This is a genomic window from Pseudomonas sp. S36, from assembly GCF_016647875.1.
Lineage (GTDB): Bacteria > Pseudomonadota > Gammaproteobacteria > Pseudomonadales > Pseudomonadaceae > Aquipseudomonas > Aquipseudomonas parafulva.
In genome coordinates, this window is the sequence record NZ_JACVVG010000025.1 from 1 (window position 1) to 16,111 (window position 16,111).

The window sequence follows — 16,111 nt, forward strand, 5'->3', positions numbered from 1 at the left end:
CAAACAGGTTGATTCACCCGCCCGCCCACCCGGCTCAGCCATACCGAGGCCAGAATGATCGCGCCACCAATGAACAGCCGCCCCAGTGGCTCGTGCTGGTTCCAGATCAGCAGATTCAGCAGCAGCCCCACCGGCACATGCAGGTTGTTCATCACGGCCAACGTGCCACCGGAAACCAGGCAGGCGCCCTTGTTCCACCAGTAAAGGCCCAGGGCTGTCGGGCACAGGCCCAGAAACAACAGCACCAGCCACTGCACCTGGGTACCGGGCAAGTGCTGAGGGTTGCCGAACAGCAGGAACGCGGGCAAGGCCACCAGCAACGCGCCCAGGTAAAAGTAGCCGAAGCGCGCATAGTGCGGCAGCTCGCTGGGGTTGCGGGCCACCAGGTGGCGATACAGCACCTGGCCTGCGGCATAGGTGAAGTTGGCCAGCTGCAGCAGCAGGAAGCCCATGAAGAACTCACCGCTGATGCTGTCGAAACGGATCACGGCAGCCCCCGCCACTGCCACCAGCGCTGCCAGCAACGCCCAAGGGTTGAAGCGCCGGTTCATGGCGTCTTCGATCAGGGTCACGTGCAGCGGCGTCAGGATGGTGAACAGCAGCACCTCCGGCACACTGAGCACGCGAAAGCTCAGGTACAGGCACACATAGGTGATGCCGTACTGCAACGCGCCGATCAGCAGCATCGAACGCATGAAGCGTAGCGGCACCTGGCGCCAGCGGGTCAGGGGCAAAAACACCAGCCCCGCCAGCAGCACCCGGGCCAACACGGCGAAATAGCTGTCGACGTGCCCGGCCAGGTACTCGCCGATCAGGCTGAAGGAAAACGCCTGGATCAGCGCGACGATAATCAGGTAGCCCATGGTTGCCTCTCTTGGATAAGGCCGCGACCTTAGCGGCTTGCACCGGCCCAGTTCAACCACTGGGAATGGAGGGATAACCACCCTTGCGCGGGTCGCCCCCACCAACGCCCTTTTCGCACCCCATAAAAAAGCCCGGCCAATGGCCGGGCAGGTTCACCCAAAGGAGCTAAAAACGGGTGCAAGGGTTGGGAATTCGGTACGCCTCAGGCGATCGCGGCCATCTGGGCCTTGGCCTGGTTCAGGCCCTTTTCGTGGAAATCACCGCTCATGTTCAGGCCTTCGGCGTGGATGAAATCAACATCGTGGATACCGATGAACGCCATCACCTGGCGCAGGTAAGGTTCCTGGTGATCGCTGGTGGCGCCGGCATGAATGCCGCCACGGGCGGTGAGCACAATGGCGCGTTTGCCGGTCAGCAGGCCCTGCGGGCCGGTTGGCGTGTACTTGAAGGTGACGCCGGCGCGCAGCACGTGGTCCAGCCAGGCTTTCAGGGTGCTGGGGATGGTGAAGTTGTACATGGGCGCGGCCATGACCAGTACATCGGCAGCCAGCAGTTCATCGGTCAGCTCGTTGGAGCGTGCCAGGGCGTCGAGCTCGGCGGCGCTGCGTTGCGCTTCTGGCTTCATCCAGCCACCCAGCAGGTGGGCGTCCAGGTGCGGTACCGGGTTGGACGCCAGGTCACGCACGGTGATCTGGTCAGCGGGGTGGGCAGCTTGCCATTGCTCGATGAACTCCCGGGTCAGCTGGCGGGAAATCGAATCCTGCTGACGTGCACTGCTTTCGATGATCAATACGCGGGACATGGATGCCTCCATCGGCAAAAAGGGTTGCGAGTCGATGGAGGGAAGACTAAAGCTTGACCTATCGATTAAAAAGCGTAAAAAGTGGGTTTAACATATCGATTAATTTGTTTATTCAGCCGAGCAGGCGACCGTGACACGCAGCTTGATGATCTGCCGGTTGAACTTGGCCGTGACGTCGGTGCGTTTGCCTGCCGGCACATTCACACGCCGCACCCTGGGGGCCTCGGGGCCATTGCGGAAGGTGACCTTGCAGGCAGCGGGCACCTGGCCATAGTTGTCCAGGGTGATGGCGCCGATATCGTAGGCGGTGTCATAGGCAGTGGCATCAAGCTTCACCCCGTCGATGTTTTTTTCCACCTCGATGGGGTAGGCAAACGCTGCAACCGGCAGGCACAGCAGGATTGCTGCACATAATTTTTTCATCGGCGCTCTCCTTGAAAGAGCGCAGCTTAGGACAACAGGAGCACCACATGAAAGCGCCGCGCGTGACCCTAGACCAGTGGCGGACCCTGCAGGCGGTGGTCGATCACGGCGGCTTCGCCCAGGCAGCCGACGCCCTGCACCGCTCACAGTCGTCGGTGAGCTACACCGTGGCGCGCATGCAGGAACAACTGGGCGTGCCGTTGCTGCGCATCGACGGGCGCAAGGCCGTGCTCACCGAGGCCGGCAACGTGCTGCTGCGCCGTTCGCGCCACCTGGTCAAGCAGGCCAGCCAGCTGGAAGACCTGGCCCACCACATGGAACAAGGCTGGGAAGCGGAAGTGCGCCTGGTGGTCGATGCCGCCTACCCCAGTGCCCGCCTGGTACGCGCCCTGGCTGCCTTCATGCCGCAAAGCCGGGGGTGCCGCGTGCGCCTGCGCGAGGAGGTGTTGTCGGGGGTGGAGGAAGTCATGCTCGAGGGCATCGCCGACCTTGCCATCAGCAGCTACAGCATCGGGGGCTACCTGGGTGCGGAGCTGAGCGCGGTAGAGTTCGTGGCGGTTGCCCACCCCGAGCACAGCCTGCACCGGCTGGGCCGTGAACTGACCTTTCAGGACCTGGAAAGCCAGTTGCAGGTGGTGATTCGTGACTCCGGCCGTGCCCAGCCCCGTGATGTGGGCTGGTTGGGCGCCGAGCAGCGCTGGACGGTGGGCAGCCTGGGCACCGCCACCACCTTCGTCAGCAGCGGCCTGGGTTTTGCCTGGCTGCCGCGGCACATGATCGAACGCGAGCTGCGCGACGGCGTGCTGAAACCTCTGCCGCTGGACCAGGGTGGCAGCCGCCATCCGCTGTTCTACCTTTATTCGAGCAAGGAAAAGACCCTGGGCCCGGCCACGCAGATCCTCATCGACCTGCTGCGCAATTTCGACACGGCACCACTGGACGTGCCCTTCGCCGCCCCCGCCCAAGCCTGACAGGACCGCGCCCATGGCTTATTTCGAACACGAAGGCTGTGCACTGCACTACCGCGAGTACGGCCAGGGCGAGCCACTGGTGCTGCTGCACGGCCTGGGCTCCAGCAGCCAGGACTGGGAACTGCAGGTGCCGCTGCTAAGCCAGCACTACCGGGTGATCCTGATGGACATCCGCGGCCATGGCCGGTCCGACAAGCCCCACGACGGTTACCACATCGCCACCTTCAGCGCCGACCTGCTGGCCTTGCTCGAGCACCTCCACACCGGGCCCGTGCACCTGGTGGGGCTGTCCATGGGCGGGATGGTGGGTTTCCAGTTTGCCGTCGACCACCCCCAGTGGCTGCGCAGCCTGTGCATCGTCAACAGTGCGCCCGAGGTCAAGCGCCGCACGCGTAGCGACTGGCTCTGGTGGCTGAAACGCCGTGGGCTGGCCACCGTGCTCAGCGTCGAAACGGTCGGCAAGGCCCTGGCCCAACGGTTGTTCCCCAAGCCAGAGCAGGCCGCGCTGCGCCACACCATGGCGCAGCGCTGGGCCCACAACAACAAGCGCGCCTACCTCAAGAGTTTTGACGCCATCGTGGACTGGGGCGTACAGGAACGCATCGGGCAGATCCACTGTCCTACCCTGGTGATTGCCGCCGACCACGATTACACCCCGATACAACTCAAGGCGGCGTACGTCGCCCTGATGCCACAGGCAACGCTGGTAGTGATCGAAGATTCCCGGCACGCTACCCCCCTTGATCAACCCCAGGTTTTCAACCAGACCCTGCTGCAGTTTCTTGCAGCGGCTTGCTCCCCTGAAGGATCTTTGCGCCCATGCTGAAAAAACTCCTGCTTACCGCCTGCTCCGTTGCTTTCGCCACCAGCGTCATGGCTTCGGACAAGACGCCGCACGTGCTGCTGGACACCAGCTTCGGCCAGATAGAAATCGAGCTCAATGCCGAAAAAGCCCCGGTCAGTACCAAGAACTTCCTGCAGTACGTCGACAGTGGCTTTTACAACAACACCATCTTCCACCGGGTAATCCCGGGCTTCATGGTGCAGGGCGGTGGCTTCACCGAGCAGATGGTACAAAAGCAGACCAAAGACCCGATCCGCAACGAGGCCAGCAACGGCCTGATGAATACCCGGGGCACGCTGTCGATGGCGCGCACCTCCGACCCGGACTCGGCCACCAGCCAGTTTTTCATCAACGTGGCTGACAATGACTTCCTCAACCCCGGGCGTGACCGCGGCTACGCCGTGTTCGGCAAGGTGACCAAGGGGATGGAGGTGGTGGACCAGATCGTCAATTCGCCTACCACCATCAAGAAAGGCATGCGTGACGTGCCTGCCGACCCTGTCTTCATCAAGTCGGCCAAACGCATCGACTGATCGCGAGTCTCACAAGGACGTGCGCCGCTTCGCGGCTGGATGAACAGGAGTTGCATCGCCCATGCTGTACCGTCGTTTCGAACAACTGATCGATATTTTCCGCGACGCCCCGAGCGAGGCACCTCCCAGCCGCGTGTGGCCCTTCTACCTGTATTACCTGCGCCAGGTCTGGCCCAGCTTCCTGGCGCTGCTGGTGGTGGGCCTGGTGGCCTCGTTGATCGAGGTGGCCATGTTCAGCTTCCTCAGCCGCATTATCGACCTGGCCCAGGGCACCCCCAATACCCGTTTTTTCAGCGAGCACAGTGGCGAGCTGGTGTGGATGCTGGTGGTGGTACTGGTGCTGCGCCCGCTGTTTTTCGGCCTGCATGACCTGCTGGTGCACCAGACCATCAACCCGGGCATGACCAGCCTGATCCGCTGGCAAAACCACAGCCACGTGCTCAAGCAGAGCCTGAATTTTTTCCAGAGCGACTTCGCCGGGCGCATTGCCCAGCGCATCATGCAGACCGGTAACTCGCTGCGCGACTCTGCGGTGCAGGCGGTGGATGCGCTGTGGCACGTACTGATCTACGCCATCACCTCGCTGGTGCTGTTCGCCGAGGCGGACTGGCGGCTGATGCTGCCGTTGCTGGCGTGGATCGTGGGGTATATCGCGGCGCTGTTCTACTTCGTGCCGCGGGTGAAGGAACGCTCAGTGGTTTCTTCCGATGCCCGCTCCAAACTGATGGGGCGCATTGTCGACGGCTACACCAACATCGCCACGCTCAAGCTGTTCGCCCACACCGATCATGAACAGCAATATGCCCGCGAGGCCATCAGCGAACAAACCGAGAAAACCCAGCTGGCATCACGGGTGATCACCAGCATGGACGTGGTCATCACTACCCTCAACGGCCTACTGGTGGTGGCAACCACGGGGTTGGCACTGTGGTTGTGGAGCCAGTCGCTGATCACCGTGGGCGCTATCGCCCTGGCCACCGGCCTGGTCATCCGCATCGTCAACATGTCGGGCTGGATCATGTGGGTGGTCAATGGCATCTTCGAGAACATCGGCATGGTCCAGGACGGTTTGCAGACCATTGCCCAGCCGGTCACCGTCACCGACCGCCCCGATGCCCAGCCCCTGAAGGTTAGCCGGGGCGCCGTGCGCTTCGACAACGTGGGCTTCCACTATGCCAAGGCAGCCAATGTGATCGAGGGGCTGAACCTGGATATCCGCCCTGGTGAGAAGATCGGCCTGATTGGCCCCTCCGGCGCGGGCAAGTCGACCCTGGTCAACCTGTTGCTGCGCCTGTACGACGTGCAGGCCGGGCGCATTCTCATCGATGGCCAGGATATCGCCGAAGTCAGCCAGGCCAGCCTGCGAGCTCAGATCGGCATGATCACCCAGGATACCTCGCTGCTGCACCGCTCCATCCGCGAAAACCTGCTGTACGGTCGCCCCGAGGCGAGCGACGCCGAGCTGGACGAAGCGGTGCGCCGCGCCCGCGCCGATGAGTTCATCCCGCAACTGTCGGATGCCCAGGGGCGCACCGGGCTGGACGCGCATGTGGGCGAGCGCGGGGTGAAACTGTCTGGCGGCCAGCGCCAGCGCATTGCGATCGCTCGGGTGCTGTTGAAGAATGCGCCCATCCTCATCATGGACGAGGCCACCTCAGCGCTGGACTCGGAAGTGGAAGCGGCCATTCAGGAAAGCCTTGAAACGCTGATGCAGGGCAAAACGGTCATTGCCATTGCCCACCGCCTGTCGACCATTGCCCGCATGGACCGGCTGGTGTTGCTGGACAAGGGGCGTGTTGTCGAGGTGGGGAGCCACCATGAACTGCTGCTGCAGCGGGGCTTGTACGCGCGGCTGTGGCATCACCAAACCGGCGGGTTTGTCGGGGTCGACTGACCCCTTACGCCTGACGATAAGGCAACATGCCTCGCGCCTCTTCGGCATAGGCCATCACACCCGCACGCTCCTGCACCAGAAACTCGTCCACCGCACGGCGCAACCCCGGGTGCAACAGGTAGTGCCACGAACGGGTCAGCACAGGCTCGAAGCCACGTATCAGTTTGTGCTCACCCTGCGCCCCGGCATCGAAGCGTTGCAGGCCCTCGGCAATGGCGTAGTCCATACCCTGGTAGAAACAGGTTTCAAAGTGCAGCCGGTCGAATTCGTCCAGGCAACCCCAGTAGCGGCCAAACAGGCTGCCTCCGCCCACCAGGCTCAAGGCCATGGCCACGTCCCGCCCACCTTGGCGCGCTATCACCACGCGCAGCGCCTGGGGCATGCGTGCGGCCAGCAGGCTGAAGAATTCACGGGTCAGGTACGGCGCGCGGCGGCGCACTGCGTAGGTGTTGGCGTAGCACAGGAACACGAAGTCCCACTGGGCTTCCGTCAGCTCATCGCCACGGTACCAGCAGAAGTCGATGCCTTGCCCTGCCACCTGGTCACGCTCCTTGCGCATCTGTTTACGCTTGCGCGAGCTGAGGCTGTCGAGAAAATCCTGAAAATCACGGTACCCCTTGTTCTGCCAATGAAACTGGCACCCCAAGCGCTCCAGCCAACCGGGCAGCCCGGCAAATTGCTCATCCAGCGCGGTGTCGGTGAAATTCACATGCGCGCTGGATAGCCCCGCCTTGCCCAGGTACTCCGGCAGCGCCTGCAACAGCAGTAAGCCGTCGGCCGCATCCGCCGCCAGCAACCGCGGCCCGCTTACCGGGCTGAACGGCACGGCGCCCAGCAACTTGGGGTAGTAGGCAATGCCCGCCCGTTCGCAGGCATCTGCCCAGCCGTGATCGAACACGTATTCGCCAAACGAGTGCCATTTACGGTAAGCCGGCAGCAGCGCCCGCACCTGCCCGTCGCGCTCCAGCACCAGGTGTTCGGCGGCCCAGCCGGTGGCACGGGCGACACTGCCACTGTCTTCCATGGCACTGAGAAACGCGTGGCTTAAAAACGGCTGGCCATCGGGCACCAGGGCATCCCAGGTGGCCGCTGGCAGATCACGCAATTGAGCAAGGCTGTACAGGCTGGTCACGATTTTGGCTCACGGCAGAGAGGTACCCAGTATCCCCAAGGCAGACGGGCGACTCAAATGGTGAACGCCCGGCAGACCGTAAAACACCTGATCACTTAACAACAGTGCCACCATTCCGACATTAATCTGTCACCCGCCCCCGCAATACTTGCGCCTGTTTTCCGGAACACCAGAACCTGTCTATTCAGGCCCTTTCCGGGGACATGCCAACACAAGGGCGGGCGCTTGGGCGTCCCCCATCTTATTCAGTAGGGAGAACCTTATGCGTCTTGTTTCTACACTTACCGGAGTGAGCCTCACCGGCATGATGCTGGCTCTGAGTACTCCGGCCAGTGCGGCCGTCGACGCCAAGCTGCTCGAAATGCTCCGCGCCAACGGCTCGATCAACCAGGCGCAGTACTCCGAGCTGCAGGCGGACCTGGCTCAAGAAACCAAGGAAAAGGCCGCTCAGAAAGCTCAGTCCGACCGGATGAGCTCCTTTGAACAGAAAGTGGCATGGGCCGCCAAAACCCAGGTCAAGGGTGACGTTCGCCTGCGTTACGAAGACGTCAACGTCGACCACCCGATCTCGCGCAGTGGCAACCAGGACCGTGAGCGTGTGCGCGCCCGTATCGGCTTCTACAGCGAGATCAACCCACAAGTGGATGCAGGCGTGCGTGTGGCCACCGGCAGCAGCGCCGATGCCCGCTCCACCAACCAGAGCCTGGACAACTACTTCGAGAAGAAATCGCTGTGGGTCGACCTGGCCTACCTCGACTGGCACCCCACCGCCGTGCCTAACCTGCACCTGATCGGCGGCAAGATGATGCAGCCGTGGGTAAGCATGGGCGACATCATCTGGGACAGCGACATCAACCCAGAAGGCGTGGCCGCCACCTACAAGACCAACCTGGGCGCCGCCGAAGTGTTCGGCAGCATCGGCCACTACAACCTCAAGGACAACGTAGACGGCGACGGCGTGCAGTTCAAACACGACGCCCAACTGTACGCGGCCCAGCTGGGTACCAAGTTCAACGCGGCTGATACCGTCAAGGTCACCGTGGGCGGCAGCATCTACGGTTACGACAACGACAAGGCCTCTGCTGCCCTGCGTTCGCTGGGCAACACCACCAACGAGTTCAACCTGGTGGAAGGCTTCGGCCAGGTGGACTTCACCGGTTTCGCCATCCCGCTGTCGGCCTACGGCCAGTTCGTCAAGAACACCGAAAGCACCGACGGCAAGGACAAGGCCTGGCTGGCTGGCTTGAAGAGCAAGATCGGCGCCTGGAGCCTGGACTACAACTACCGCGACGTGCAGCGTAACGGTGTGGTGAGCCTGTTCACCGACTCGGACTTCGGCAACGGCTTCACCGGTTCCCGTGGCCACAAGTTCAAGGTGGGTTACGAAATCGACAAGAACTTCGCCCTGGGCGCGGCCTACATGATGGCCAAGACCGACTACTCCAACCTGCCCAACAGCAATGCTGATGTAGACACCCTGCAGGTAGACCTGGAAGCCAAGTTCTAAACCGAATGCCCCTCTGCTTCACTTGAAACGGGAAACACCGAACCCCATCCGGTGTTTCCCGTTTTTTTGTGTGTAACGCCTAGGCGTAGCAAGCGCAGAAAGGATCAGCGCTTGCGCAAGATCACGCTGCCAATCGAATACCCCGCCCCAAACGAACTCAACACCCCCAGCGAGCCCTTGGCCAGGTCGTCCTGGTAGAGGTGGAAGGCAATCACCGACCCTGCCGAACTGGTGTTGGCATAACGGTCCAGAATCACCGGCGCGTCTTCTTCGGCCACTTCACGCCCCAGCAGCTTCTTGACGATCAGGTGGTTCATGCTGAGGTTGGCCTGGTGCAGCCAGAAGCGCTTCACATCGCCGGGCTGCAAGCCATTTTCCTGCAGGTGCTCCCCCACCAGCTCAGCCACTTTAGGGCAGACCTCGCGGAACACCTTGCGCCCTTCCTGGATGAACAACTTGTCGGCGGCACCCTCGCCCTCTTCAGCCGCACGGTTGAGGAAACCGAAGTTGTTGCGGATGTTGTTGGAGAACTCGGTCCACAGCTTGCTGCTGACCACATCGAACTGGTGGTTGGAACTGGCCTGGTCGGCACGCTCGAGCAGTACTGCAGTGGCCGCATCGCCAAAAATGAAGTGGCTGTCACGGTCGCGGAAGTTCAGGTGCCCGGTACACACTTCCGGGTTCACCATCAGCACGGCCCGCGCCTGCCCCAAGGCCACGCTGTTGGCTGCCGTCTGGATACCGAATGTGGCGGAGGAACAGGCCACGTTCATGTCGAAGGCAAAGCCCTGAATGCCCAGAGCCTGCTGCACCTCGATGGCGATGGCCGGGTAAGGCCGCTGCAGGTTGGAGCAGGCGACGATGACCCCGTCGACATCGGCCGGTGTACGCCCGGCACGCTCCAGTGCCTGGCGTGCTGCCGCCACCGCCATTTCGCAGAGCACCGACGGCTCGTCGTTGCTACGCTCCGGCAGGCGCGGCTTCATGCGTTGCGGGTCGAGGATGCCGGCCTTGTCCATGACAAAGCGGCTCTTGATGCCAGAGGCTTTTTCGATGAAGGCAGGGTCCGACAAGGGCGCCGCTTCGACCTCACCGCGCTCGATGGCAGCGGCGTTGTCCTGGTTGAACTGCTGCGACCAGGCATTGAAGGACGCCACCAGTTCTTCGTTGGAAATGCTCTGGGCCGGGGTGTACAGGCCGGTGCCGCTGATCACGACATTATGCACGGTGGTTCCTCTGGTCGAAGGCCACCGCCACTGGGCGCTGGCTGGAAACATGACAGGTAGTAGCACTTTAGTGCCAATTGTAAAACGAGGGCTTTGCCTCGAGGGGCCGCGGGCGGCCCCAAATTGCCTCAATAGTGCCACAAGTCTGGAAGTTTAGCCTTCCACCTGGCTCCATTGCTTGCTCAGGCGCTTGTCAGAAATCGGCACCTTGGTGCCCAACTGCTGGGCGAACAGCGACACGCGATATTCTTCCAGCCACCACCGGTAAAGCGTCAGCTGTTCGTCCCGCTTGCCTTCCTGGGCATGCTTGTCGGCCCGCGCCTTGTACTGCGCCCACAGGTTGGCCAGCTCACCGCTCCACACCCGGTCTTTCTGCACCTGCGAGCCGAGTTTCTCCAGGCGAAGTTCCACCGCCTTGAGGTACCGGGGCAGTTCCTTGAACCAGGCCGACGGTGTTTCGCGAACAAAGCCTGCGTACACCAGGTTGCCCAGTTGCTGCTTGATGTCGTTCAGCGCCACAGCCTGGCTCAGGTCAATCTTGCCCTTGAAGCGCTTCTGCAGCCCGTGCCACAGCTTCAGCACCTCCAGCGTCTGGCGTGCCAGGCGTTCGGCGTGTTCGGCCCAGTTGCCACGCTTGCGTTCAGCCAGCGCCGCCAGCGCGGCGCCATCACGCGGCAGGGCCTGCTCACCCTCAAGCACGCAGCTGTCCAGGCTCGCCAGCAGGATGTCCTCGACCAGCGCTTCCACCCGGCCCAGCTCGCGGTACAGCAAGCCCAGTTCGGTCAGCCCCGGCAGCTTGCCGCGCAGGAACTTGGCCGGTTCGGCCAGTTGCTGCAACAACAGCCGCTGCAAGGCGCGACGGTGCTGGAACTGGGCTTCGGCCTGGGTCGAGAAACGCCCTTCGCGCACCGCGCCCTGCTCCTCAACCAGCGCGGGGTAAACCGTCATCGACAGGCCGGCGATGTTCTGCTGGGCCGTTTGCTTGACCTCATTGAACGCTTTGGCCTGCACCGGTTGGTCACCCTTGGCGTCACGCGGCACGGCCAGCGCAGCCTGGCTGGCGGCGGCAAAGCGTGCCGTCAGCTCGGCCAGGTCACGGCCTTCGCCCAGGAACTTGCCCTGGCCGTCGACCACTTCGATGTTCATGCGCAAGTGGCCTTCGACCAGGTTGATCGACTCCTCCCAGGCCTCGTCCGACACCCGCGCACCGGTCATGCGCAGCAGTTCATGGCCAAGGGCCTGGGGCAGCGCACCCTGGCCGAAGGCCATGCGCGCCAGCGCGGCCTTGACGAAGTCGGGCACCGGCACGAAGTTCTTGCGCAGGGCCTTGGGCAGGTTGCGCACCAGTGCCACGCACTTGGCCTCCAGCAAACCGGGCACCAGCCATTCCAGGCGCTCGCCCGGCAGGCTCGGCAGCAGCGGTGCCGGCACCCGCACGGTCACGCCATCGCGGGCGTGGCCCGGCTCGAAGTGGTAGCTCAGCGGCAGGCGCAATTCGCCCAGCTGCAGGCTGTCGGGGTACTGCGCAGCGGTGACTTCACTGGCCTCACGGGCCAGTACGTCTTCCTCGCGCATGATCAGCAGGTTGGCATCCTTCTGGCTGCCCATGCGGTACCAGCTGTCGAACGTGGCGGCCTGGTGGATCTCGGCTGGCAGGCGCGCTTCGTAAAACGCGTACAGCGTTTCTTCGTCCGCCAGAATGTCCCGGCGCCGGGCCTTGGCTTCCAGTTCATCCAATTCTTCAAGCAGGCGCTTGTTGGCCGCCAGGCACTTGGCCCGGGACTGGATCTCGCCGCCCACCAGGCCCTCACGGATGAACAGCTCGCGCGATGCGACAGGGTCGATGGGGCCAAAGTGAACCGGCCGGCGCCCTACCAGGATCAAGCCGTACAGGGTGATCTGCTCGTAGGCCACCACTTGCCCGCGCTTCTTCTCCCAATGGGGTTCGAAGTGGTTCTTCTTGATCAGGTGCCCTGCCAGGGGTTCGATCCAGTCCGGCTCGATACGGGCAACCACCCGCGCATACAGCTTGGTGGTTTCCACCAGCTCAGCCGCCATCACCCACTGCGGGCGCTTGCGCCCCAGGCCCGAGGACGGGTGCACCCAGAAGCGCCGCTGACGTGCCCCCTGGTAGTCACCGTCTTCGGTCTTGTGGCCAATCTGGCTGAGCAGGCCACTGAGGATGGCCTTGTGCATCTTCGGGTAGTCACACGGTTCTTTGTTTACCGTCAATTGCAGCTCGCGGCAGATCAGCGCCAACTGCCGATGGGCATCGCGCCACTCACGCAAGCGCAGGTAATTCAGGAACTGCTTGCGGCACCAGTTGCGCAACGGATTGGCGGTCAAGGCCTGGCGTTGTTCCTCGAACCCGCGCCACAGGTTCACCAGTGCAGCAAAGTCCGAATCCACATCTTTCCACTGGGCGTGCGCCTGGTCTGCCGCCTGCTGGCGCTCGGGCGGGCGCTCGGGCGGGCGCTCGCGCGGGTCCTGTACCGATAGCGCACTGGTGACGATCAGCACTTCCTGCAAGCTACCCAGGCGTGCGCCTTCGAGCAGCATGCGGCCCAGGCGCGGGTCGATGGGCAAGCGGGCCAGCTGGCGGCCGATGGGCGTGAGCTGGTTCTCGCGGTTGACCGCCGACAGTTCCTGCAACAGGTTGAAACCGTCGCTGATGGCCTTGCCATCGGGTGGCTCGATGAACGGGAACGCATCGATGGCGCCCAGGCGCAGGTGCAGCATCTGCAGGATCACCGCCGCCAGGTTGGTGCGCAGAATCTCCGGGTCGGTAAACGCCGGCCGGCTGTTGAAATCCTCTTCGCTGTACAGGCGCACACAGATGCCTGGCTCCACCCGGCCACAGCGGCCCTTGCGCTGGTTGGCGCTGGCCTGGGACACCGCCTCGATGGGCAGGCGCTGCACCTTGGCGCGGTAGCTGTAACGGCTGATACGCGCGGTGCCGGTATCGATCACATAGCGTATGCCGGGCACGGTCAGCGAGGTTTCCGCAACGTTGGTGGCCAGTACCACCCGGCGCCCGGTGTGGGGCTGGAAGATGCGCTGCTGCTCGGCCGGCGACAGCCGGGCGTAAAGCGGCAGAATCTCGGTGTGGCGCAACTGGGCCTTGCGCAGGATCTCCGCGGCGTCGCGAATCTCCCGCTCGCCCGGCAAAAAGATCAGCACATCGCCTGGCCCCTTGCCTTCACCGCGCTCGTGCTGGGCCAACTCGTCCAGGGTGGCGAGGATGGCCTGGTCGACGGTGAGGTCGTCCTCGATCGGGTTGCCCTCCTCGTCCTGCTCACTGGTCAATGGCCGGTACCAGGTGTCCACCGGGTAGGTGCGCCCGGACACCTCGATGATCGGCGCACCGTCGAAGTGCCTGGAGAAGCGCTCCAGGTCGATGGTCGCCGAGGTGATGATCAGTTTCAGCTCGGGGCGTCGGTGCAGCAGGGTCTTGAGGTAGCCAAGCAGGAAGTCGATGTTCAGGCTGCGTTCGTGGGCTTCGTCGACAATGATGGTGTCGTAGCGCTCCAGAAAGCGGTCATGCTGGGTTTCAGCCAGCAGAATACCGTCGGTCATCAGCTTGACCAGCGTATTGGCATCGCTCTGGTCCTCGAACCGTACCTGGTAACCCACCAGGCCGCCCAGCGGCGTGCCGAGTTCCTCGGCCACCCGGGCCGCCACACTGCGCGCAGCAATACGGCGCGGCTGGGTGTGGGCGATCAGGCCATGGCTGCCGCGGCCCAGCTCCAGGCAGATCTTGGGTAACTGGGTGGTTTTGCCCGAACCGGTTTCGCCGGCAATCACCAGCACCTGATGCTCGGCCAGCGCCTTCTTGATTTCATCGCGCTTGGCCGCGATGGGCAGGTTGTCGTCGTAGCGCACCGTGGGCACGCTTTGCTGGCGCGCGGTGACCTGGGCGCAGGAGGCCTGCACCTTGTCCACCCATTGCGCCAGCTTTGCCTCATCGGGGCGCTTGCGCAGTTCGTGCATTTGCCGGCGCAGGCGATGGCGGTCGGCAATCATGGCGTGGTCGAGGTTTTGCAGCAGTTTGTCGATGGCGTGGTCAGTCATGGGGCTTTTGAGTGATGCAGGTGAGCCTGCTTTTTCATGATCGGCATGCGGAAAGTGGGTGGATTGTCGCAGATTTGCGGGTTTTCTGCTGCTTGTGCAGGCCTTTCGCGGGTGAACCCGTTCCCGCAAGTTGCCGCCCAGCCAACCTGAATGTTTAGCCAACCCCAACGTGAAGGTCGCCATTCACTGGTTTAATCACCCCAACACCGCATGTGAGTATCAAAGGCATGACCCCGTTCCAGCCCAGCAACCCGCCATCGCCCCGCCCTTCGCTGCCGAAGGCCACGCGCCGTGCCGGGGAAAATCCGCTGGTGCATGTCATCCTTGCCTTCTGGGCCTTGTGGCACTGCCGCCACGCCCGCCCGCCGGATACCTCGCTTACGCCGCTGTGACCCAAACCGGCCACACCCTGGCCGATTGACTCAGTTGGGCCGCTTGCCAGCGCGGCGGCCCCGTGCGCCCGCGAGCGACTTCATCATGCACTTTGCCCCTGTAGAGCAGGCCAACCGTTTTCTGGCCGACAACCCCGATATCGAACTGTTCGAGCTGTTCATCCTCGACGCCAATGGCGTGCCCCGCGGCAAGCTGCTGCACCGCGATGAACTGCTGCCCGTGTACCAGAGCGGCCGCCCGCTGCCTAGCACCATCCTGGGCCTGACCCTCAATGGCGATGACGTGGAGAACTCCGGCCTGGTGTGGGACGTGGGCGACATCGACTGCCGTGCCTACCCACTGGAGAACAGCCTGGTGCGCCTGCCTTGGCGGCGCATACCCACCGCTGCGGTGCAGGTGAGCATGCACCCCGACGAGGGCCTGCCTGCCAGCGTCGCCGACCCGCGCCATGTGCTGGTACGCACTGTCGAGGCACTCAAGGCCGACGGCTATCACCCGGTGATGGCCTGCGAACTGGAGTTCTACCTGCTCGACCAGCAGCCCGACGCCCAGGGCCGCCCCCAGCCTGCACGGGACACGGACGGTGGCCGGCCGCGCAACACACAGGTATACGGGCTGCGCGAGCTGGAGCAGATCGAGCCGTTTCTGGCCGACCTGTATGCAGCCTGCAAGGCCCAAGGCATCCCGGCGCGTACGGCGATTTCGGAGTACGCCCCTGGGCAGGTGGAAATCACCCTGGAGCACGGTGAAGCGCTGCAGGCCATGGACCAGGCGGTACGCTACAAACGCCTGGTGAAAGGTGTTGCCCATGCCCACGGCATGCAGGCCTGCTTCATGGCCAAGCCGTTCGCGCAACTGGCCGGGACCGGCATGCACATGCACCTGAGCCTGGCCGATGACGCCGGCCGTAATCTGTTTGCCAGTGAGGACAAGGCCGGCACCCCGCTGCTGCGCCAGGCCATCGCCGGCATGCTGCGCCACCTGCGTGATTCGCTGCTGCTGTTCTGCCCCAACGCCAACTCGTTCCGGCGTTTTCAGGCCAACAGCTATGCGCCGCTGGCCCCCACCTGGGGTGTCGACAACCGCACAGTGAGCCTGCGGGTGCCGGGGGGCCCTGCGGCCAGCCGGCACGTGGAGCACCGGATCTGCGGTGCCGATGCCAACCCCTACCTGGCTGCCGCAGCGATCCTCGCCGCCACCCACTGCGGTATCCGCGAACAACTCGACCCAGGCGCGCCGGTGCAAGGCAACGGCTATGCCCAGGCCACCGAACACCTGCCTACCGACTGGCTGACCGCCCTCGATGCCCTGCAGCATTCACGTTGGGCCCAGCAGGCGCTTGGCGAGCAGTTCCTTGGCGTGTACCTGAAGGTCAAGCGCGCCGAGTACCGCCAGTTCATGGCCGAAGTCAGCGAGCAGGACTGGCGCTGGTACCTGCACCAGGCCTGAGC

General features: G+C 63.5%; 13 protein-coding genes. 7 read left to right on the forward strand and 6 right to left on the reverse strand.

The features are described from left to right. The 3 genes from IAE36_RS14915 to IAE36_RS14925 all read right to left on the reverse strand — a co-directional run. Positions 1-863, reverse strand: an 863-nt coding sequence (locus IAE36_RS14915) for a carboxylate/amino acid/amine transporter (RefSeq protein WP_201213176.1), incomplete at its 3' end; no start/stop codon positions are given. 203 nt (positions 864-1,066) lie between these two features. Further along, the gene (locus IAE36_RS14920; protein ID WP_201213177.1) at positions 1,067-1,666 is read right to left on the reverse strand and encodes an FMN-dependent NADH-azoreductase; all 600 of its coding nucleotides are present in this window, start codon (positions 1,664-1,666) and stop codon (positions 1,067-1,069) included. Positions 1,667-1,774: 108 nt separating this feature from the next. Beyond that, positions 1,775-2,089 (reverse strand): 3-phosphoglycerate kinase, encoded by a 315-nt coding sequence (locus IAE36_RS14925; protein ID WP_201213178.1) that lies wholly within the window; start codon positions 2,087-2,089, stop codon positions 1,775-1,777. Between the two features lie 47 nt (positions 2,090-2,136). On the opposite strand from IAE36_RS14925, the gene IAE36_RS14930 reads away from it, so the two are divergent. From IAE36_RS14930 to IAE36_RS14945, 4 genes are all read left to right on the forward strand, one after another. Then, entirely contained in the window at positions 2,137-3,060 is a 924-nt protein-coding gene (locus IAE36_RS14930) for a LysR family transcriptional regulator (RefSeq protein WP_028635454.1), read from the forward strand. A gap of 13 nt (positions 3,061-3,073) precedes the next feature. Next, entirely contained in the window at positions 3,074-3,886 is an 813-nt protein-coding gene (locus IAE36_RS14935) for an alpha/beta fold hydrolase (RefSeq protein ID WP_201213179.1), read from the forward strand. Then, positions 3,880-4,437, forward strand: coding sequence for a peptidylprolyl isomerase (locus IAE36_RS14940; RefSeq protein WP_201213181.1), 558 nt, complete (start codon positions 3,880-3,882; stop codon positions 4,435-4,437). The genes IAE36_RS14935 and IAE36_RS14940 overlap by 7 nt, the downstream gene beginning before the upstream one ends. Positions 4,438-4,498: 61 nt before the next feature. Then, the gene (locus tag IAE36_RS14945) at positions 4,499-6,331 is read left to right on the forward strand and encodes an ABC transporter ATP-binding protein (protein ID WP_201213184.1); all 1,833 of its coding nucleotides are present in this window, start codon (positions 4,499-4,501) and stop codon (positions 6,329-6,331) included. Between the two features lie 4 nt (positions 6,332-6,335). On the opposite strand, the gene IAE36_RS14950 is transcribed toward IAE36_RS14945, so the two are convergent. After that, complete coding sequence (locus IAE36_RS14950) at positions 6,336-7,463, reverse strand: GNAT family N-acetyltransferase (RefSeq protein ID WP_201213186.1); 1,128 nt, start codon at positions 7,461-7,463, stop codon at positions 6,336-6,338. Between the two features lie 262 nt (positions 7,464-7,725). Here IAE36_RS14950 and IAE36_RS14955 point away from each other — a divergent pair, with 262 nt between their 5' ends. Next, on the forward strand, positions 7,726-8,970 hold the full coding sequence (locus IAE36_RS14955; protein ID WP_028635449.1) for a putative porin: 1,245 nt from the start codon (positions 7,726-7,728) through the stop codon (positions 8,968-8,970). Positions 8,971-9,074: 104 nt separating this feature from the next. Here the strand turns inward: IAE36_RS14955 and IAE36_RS14960 are convergent, their stop codons facing one another. Together IAE36_RS14960 and hrpA are read right to left on the reverse strand one after the other, a co-directional pair. Then, positions 9,075-10,196, reverse strand: a complete 1,122-nt coding sequence (locus IAE36_RS14960) for a beta-ketoacyl-ACP synthase III (protein ID WP_060481362.1) — start codon at positions 10,194-10,196, stop codon at positions 9,075-9,077. Between the two features lie 153 nt (positions 10,197-10,349). After that, entirely contained in the window at positions 10,350-14,267 is a 3,918-nt protein-coding gene (gene hrpA, locus IAE36_RS14965; RefSeq protein WP_201213188.1) for an ATP-dependent RNA helicase HrpA, read from the reverse strand. A gap of 227 nt (positions 14,268-14,494) precedes the next feature. Here hrpA and IAE36_RS14970 point away from each other — a divergent pair, with 227 nt between their 5' ends. Together IAE36_RS14970 and IAE36_RS14975 are read left to right on the forward strand one after the other, a co-directional pair. Continuing rightward, the gene (locus tag IAE36_RS14970) at positions 14,495-14,659 is read left to right on the forward strand and encodes a hypothetical protein (protein WP_201213189.1); all 165 of its coding nucleotides are present in this window, start codon (positions 14,495-14,497) and stop codon (positions 14,657-14,659) included. A gap of 85 nt (positions 14,660-14,744) precedes the next feature. Further along, positions 14,745-16,109: a glutamine synthetase family protein gene (locus IAE36_RS14975; protein ID WP_201213190.1), complete on the forward strand. Its 1,365-nt coding sequence runs from the start codon at positions 14,745-14,747 to the stop codon at positions 16,107-16,109. Positions 16,110-16,111 lie beyond the last annotated feature (2 nt).

Coding starts and splice junctions, on each gene's coding strand:
- IAE36_RS14920 (WP_201213177.1), bottom strand. CDS start 1,666: ATGTCCCGCGTATTGATCATCGAAAGCAGTGCACGTCAGCAGGATTCG.
- IAE36_RS14925 (WP_201213178.1), bottom strand. CDS start 2,089: ATGAAAAAATTATGTGCAGCAATCCTGCTGTGCCTGCCGGTTGCAGCG.
- IAE36_RS14930 (WP_028635454.1), top strand. CDS start 2,137: ATGAAAGCGCCGCGCGTGACCCTAGACCAGTGGCGGACCCTGCAGGCG.
- IAE36_RS14935 (WP_201213179.1), top strand. CDS start 3,074: ATGGCTTATTTCGAACACGAAGGCTGTGCACTGCACTACCGCGAGTAC.
- IAE36_RS14940 (WP_201213181.1), top strand. CDS start 3,880: ATGCTGAAAAAACTCCTGCTTACCGCCTGCTCCGTTGCTTTCGCCACC.
- IAE36_RS14945 (WP_201213184.1), top strand. CDS start 4,499: ATGCTGTACCGTCGTTTCGAACAACTGATCGATATTTTCCGCGACGCC.
- IAE36_RS14955 (WP_028635449.1), top strand. CDS start 7,726: ATGCGTCTTGTTTCTACACTTACCGGAGTGAGCCTCACCGGCATGATG.
- hrpA (WP_201213188.1), bottom strand. CDS start 14,267: ATGACTGACCACGCCATCGACAAACTGCTGCAAAACCTCGACCACGCC.
- IAE36_RS14970 (WP_201213189.1), top strand. CDS start 14,495: ATGACCCCGTTCCAGCCCAGCAACCCGCCATCGCCCCGCCCTTCGCTG.
- IAE36_RS14975 (WP_201213190.1), top strand. CDS start 14,745: ATGCACTTTGCCCCTGTAGAGCAGGCCAACCGTTTTCTGGCCGACAAC.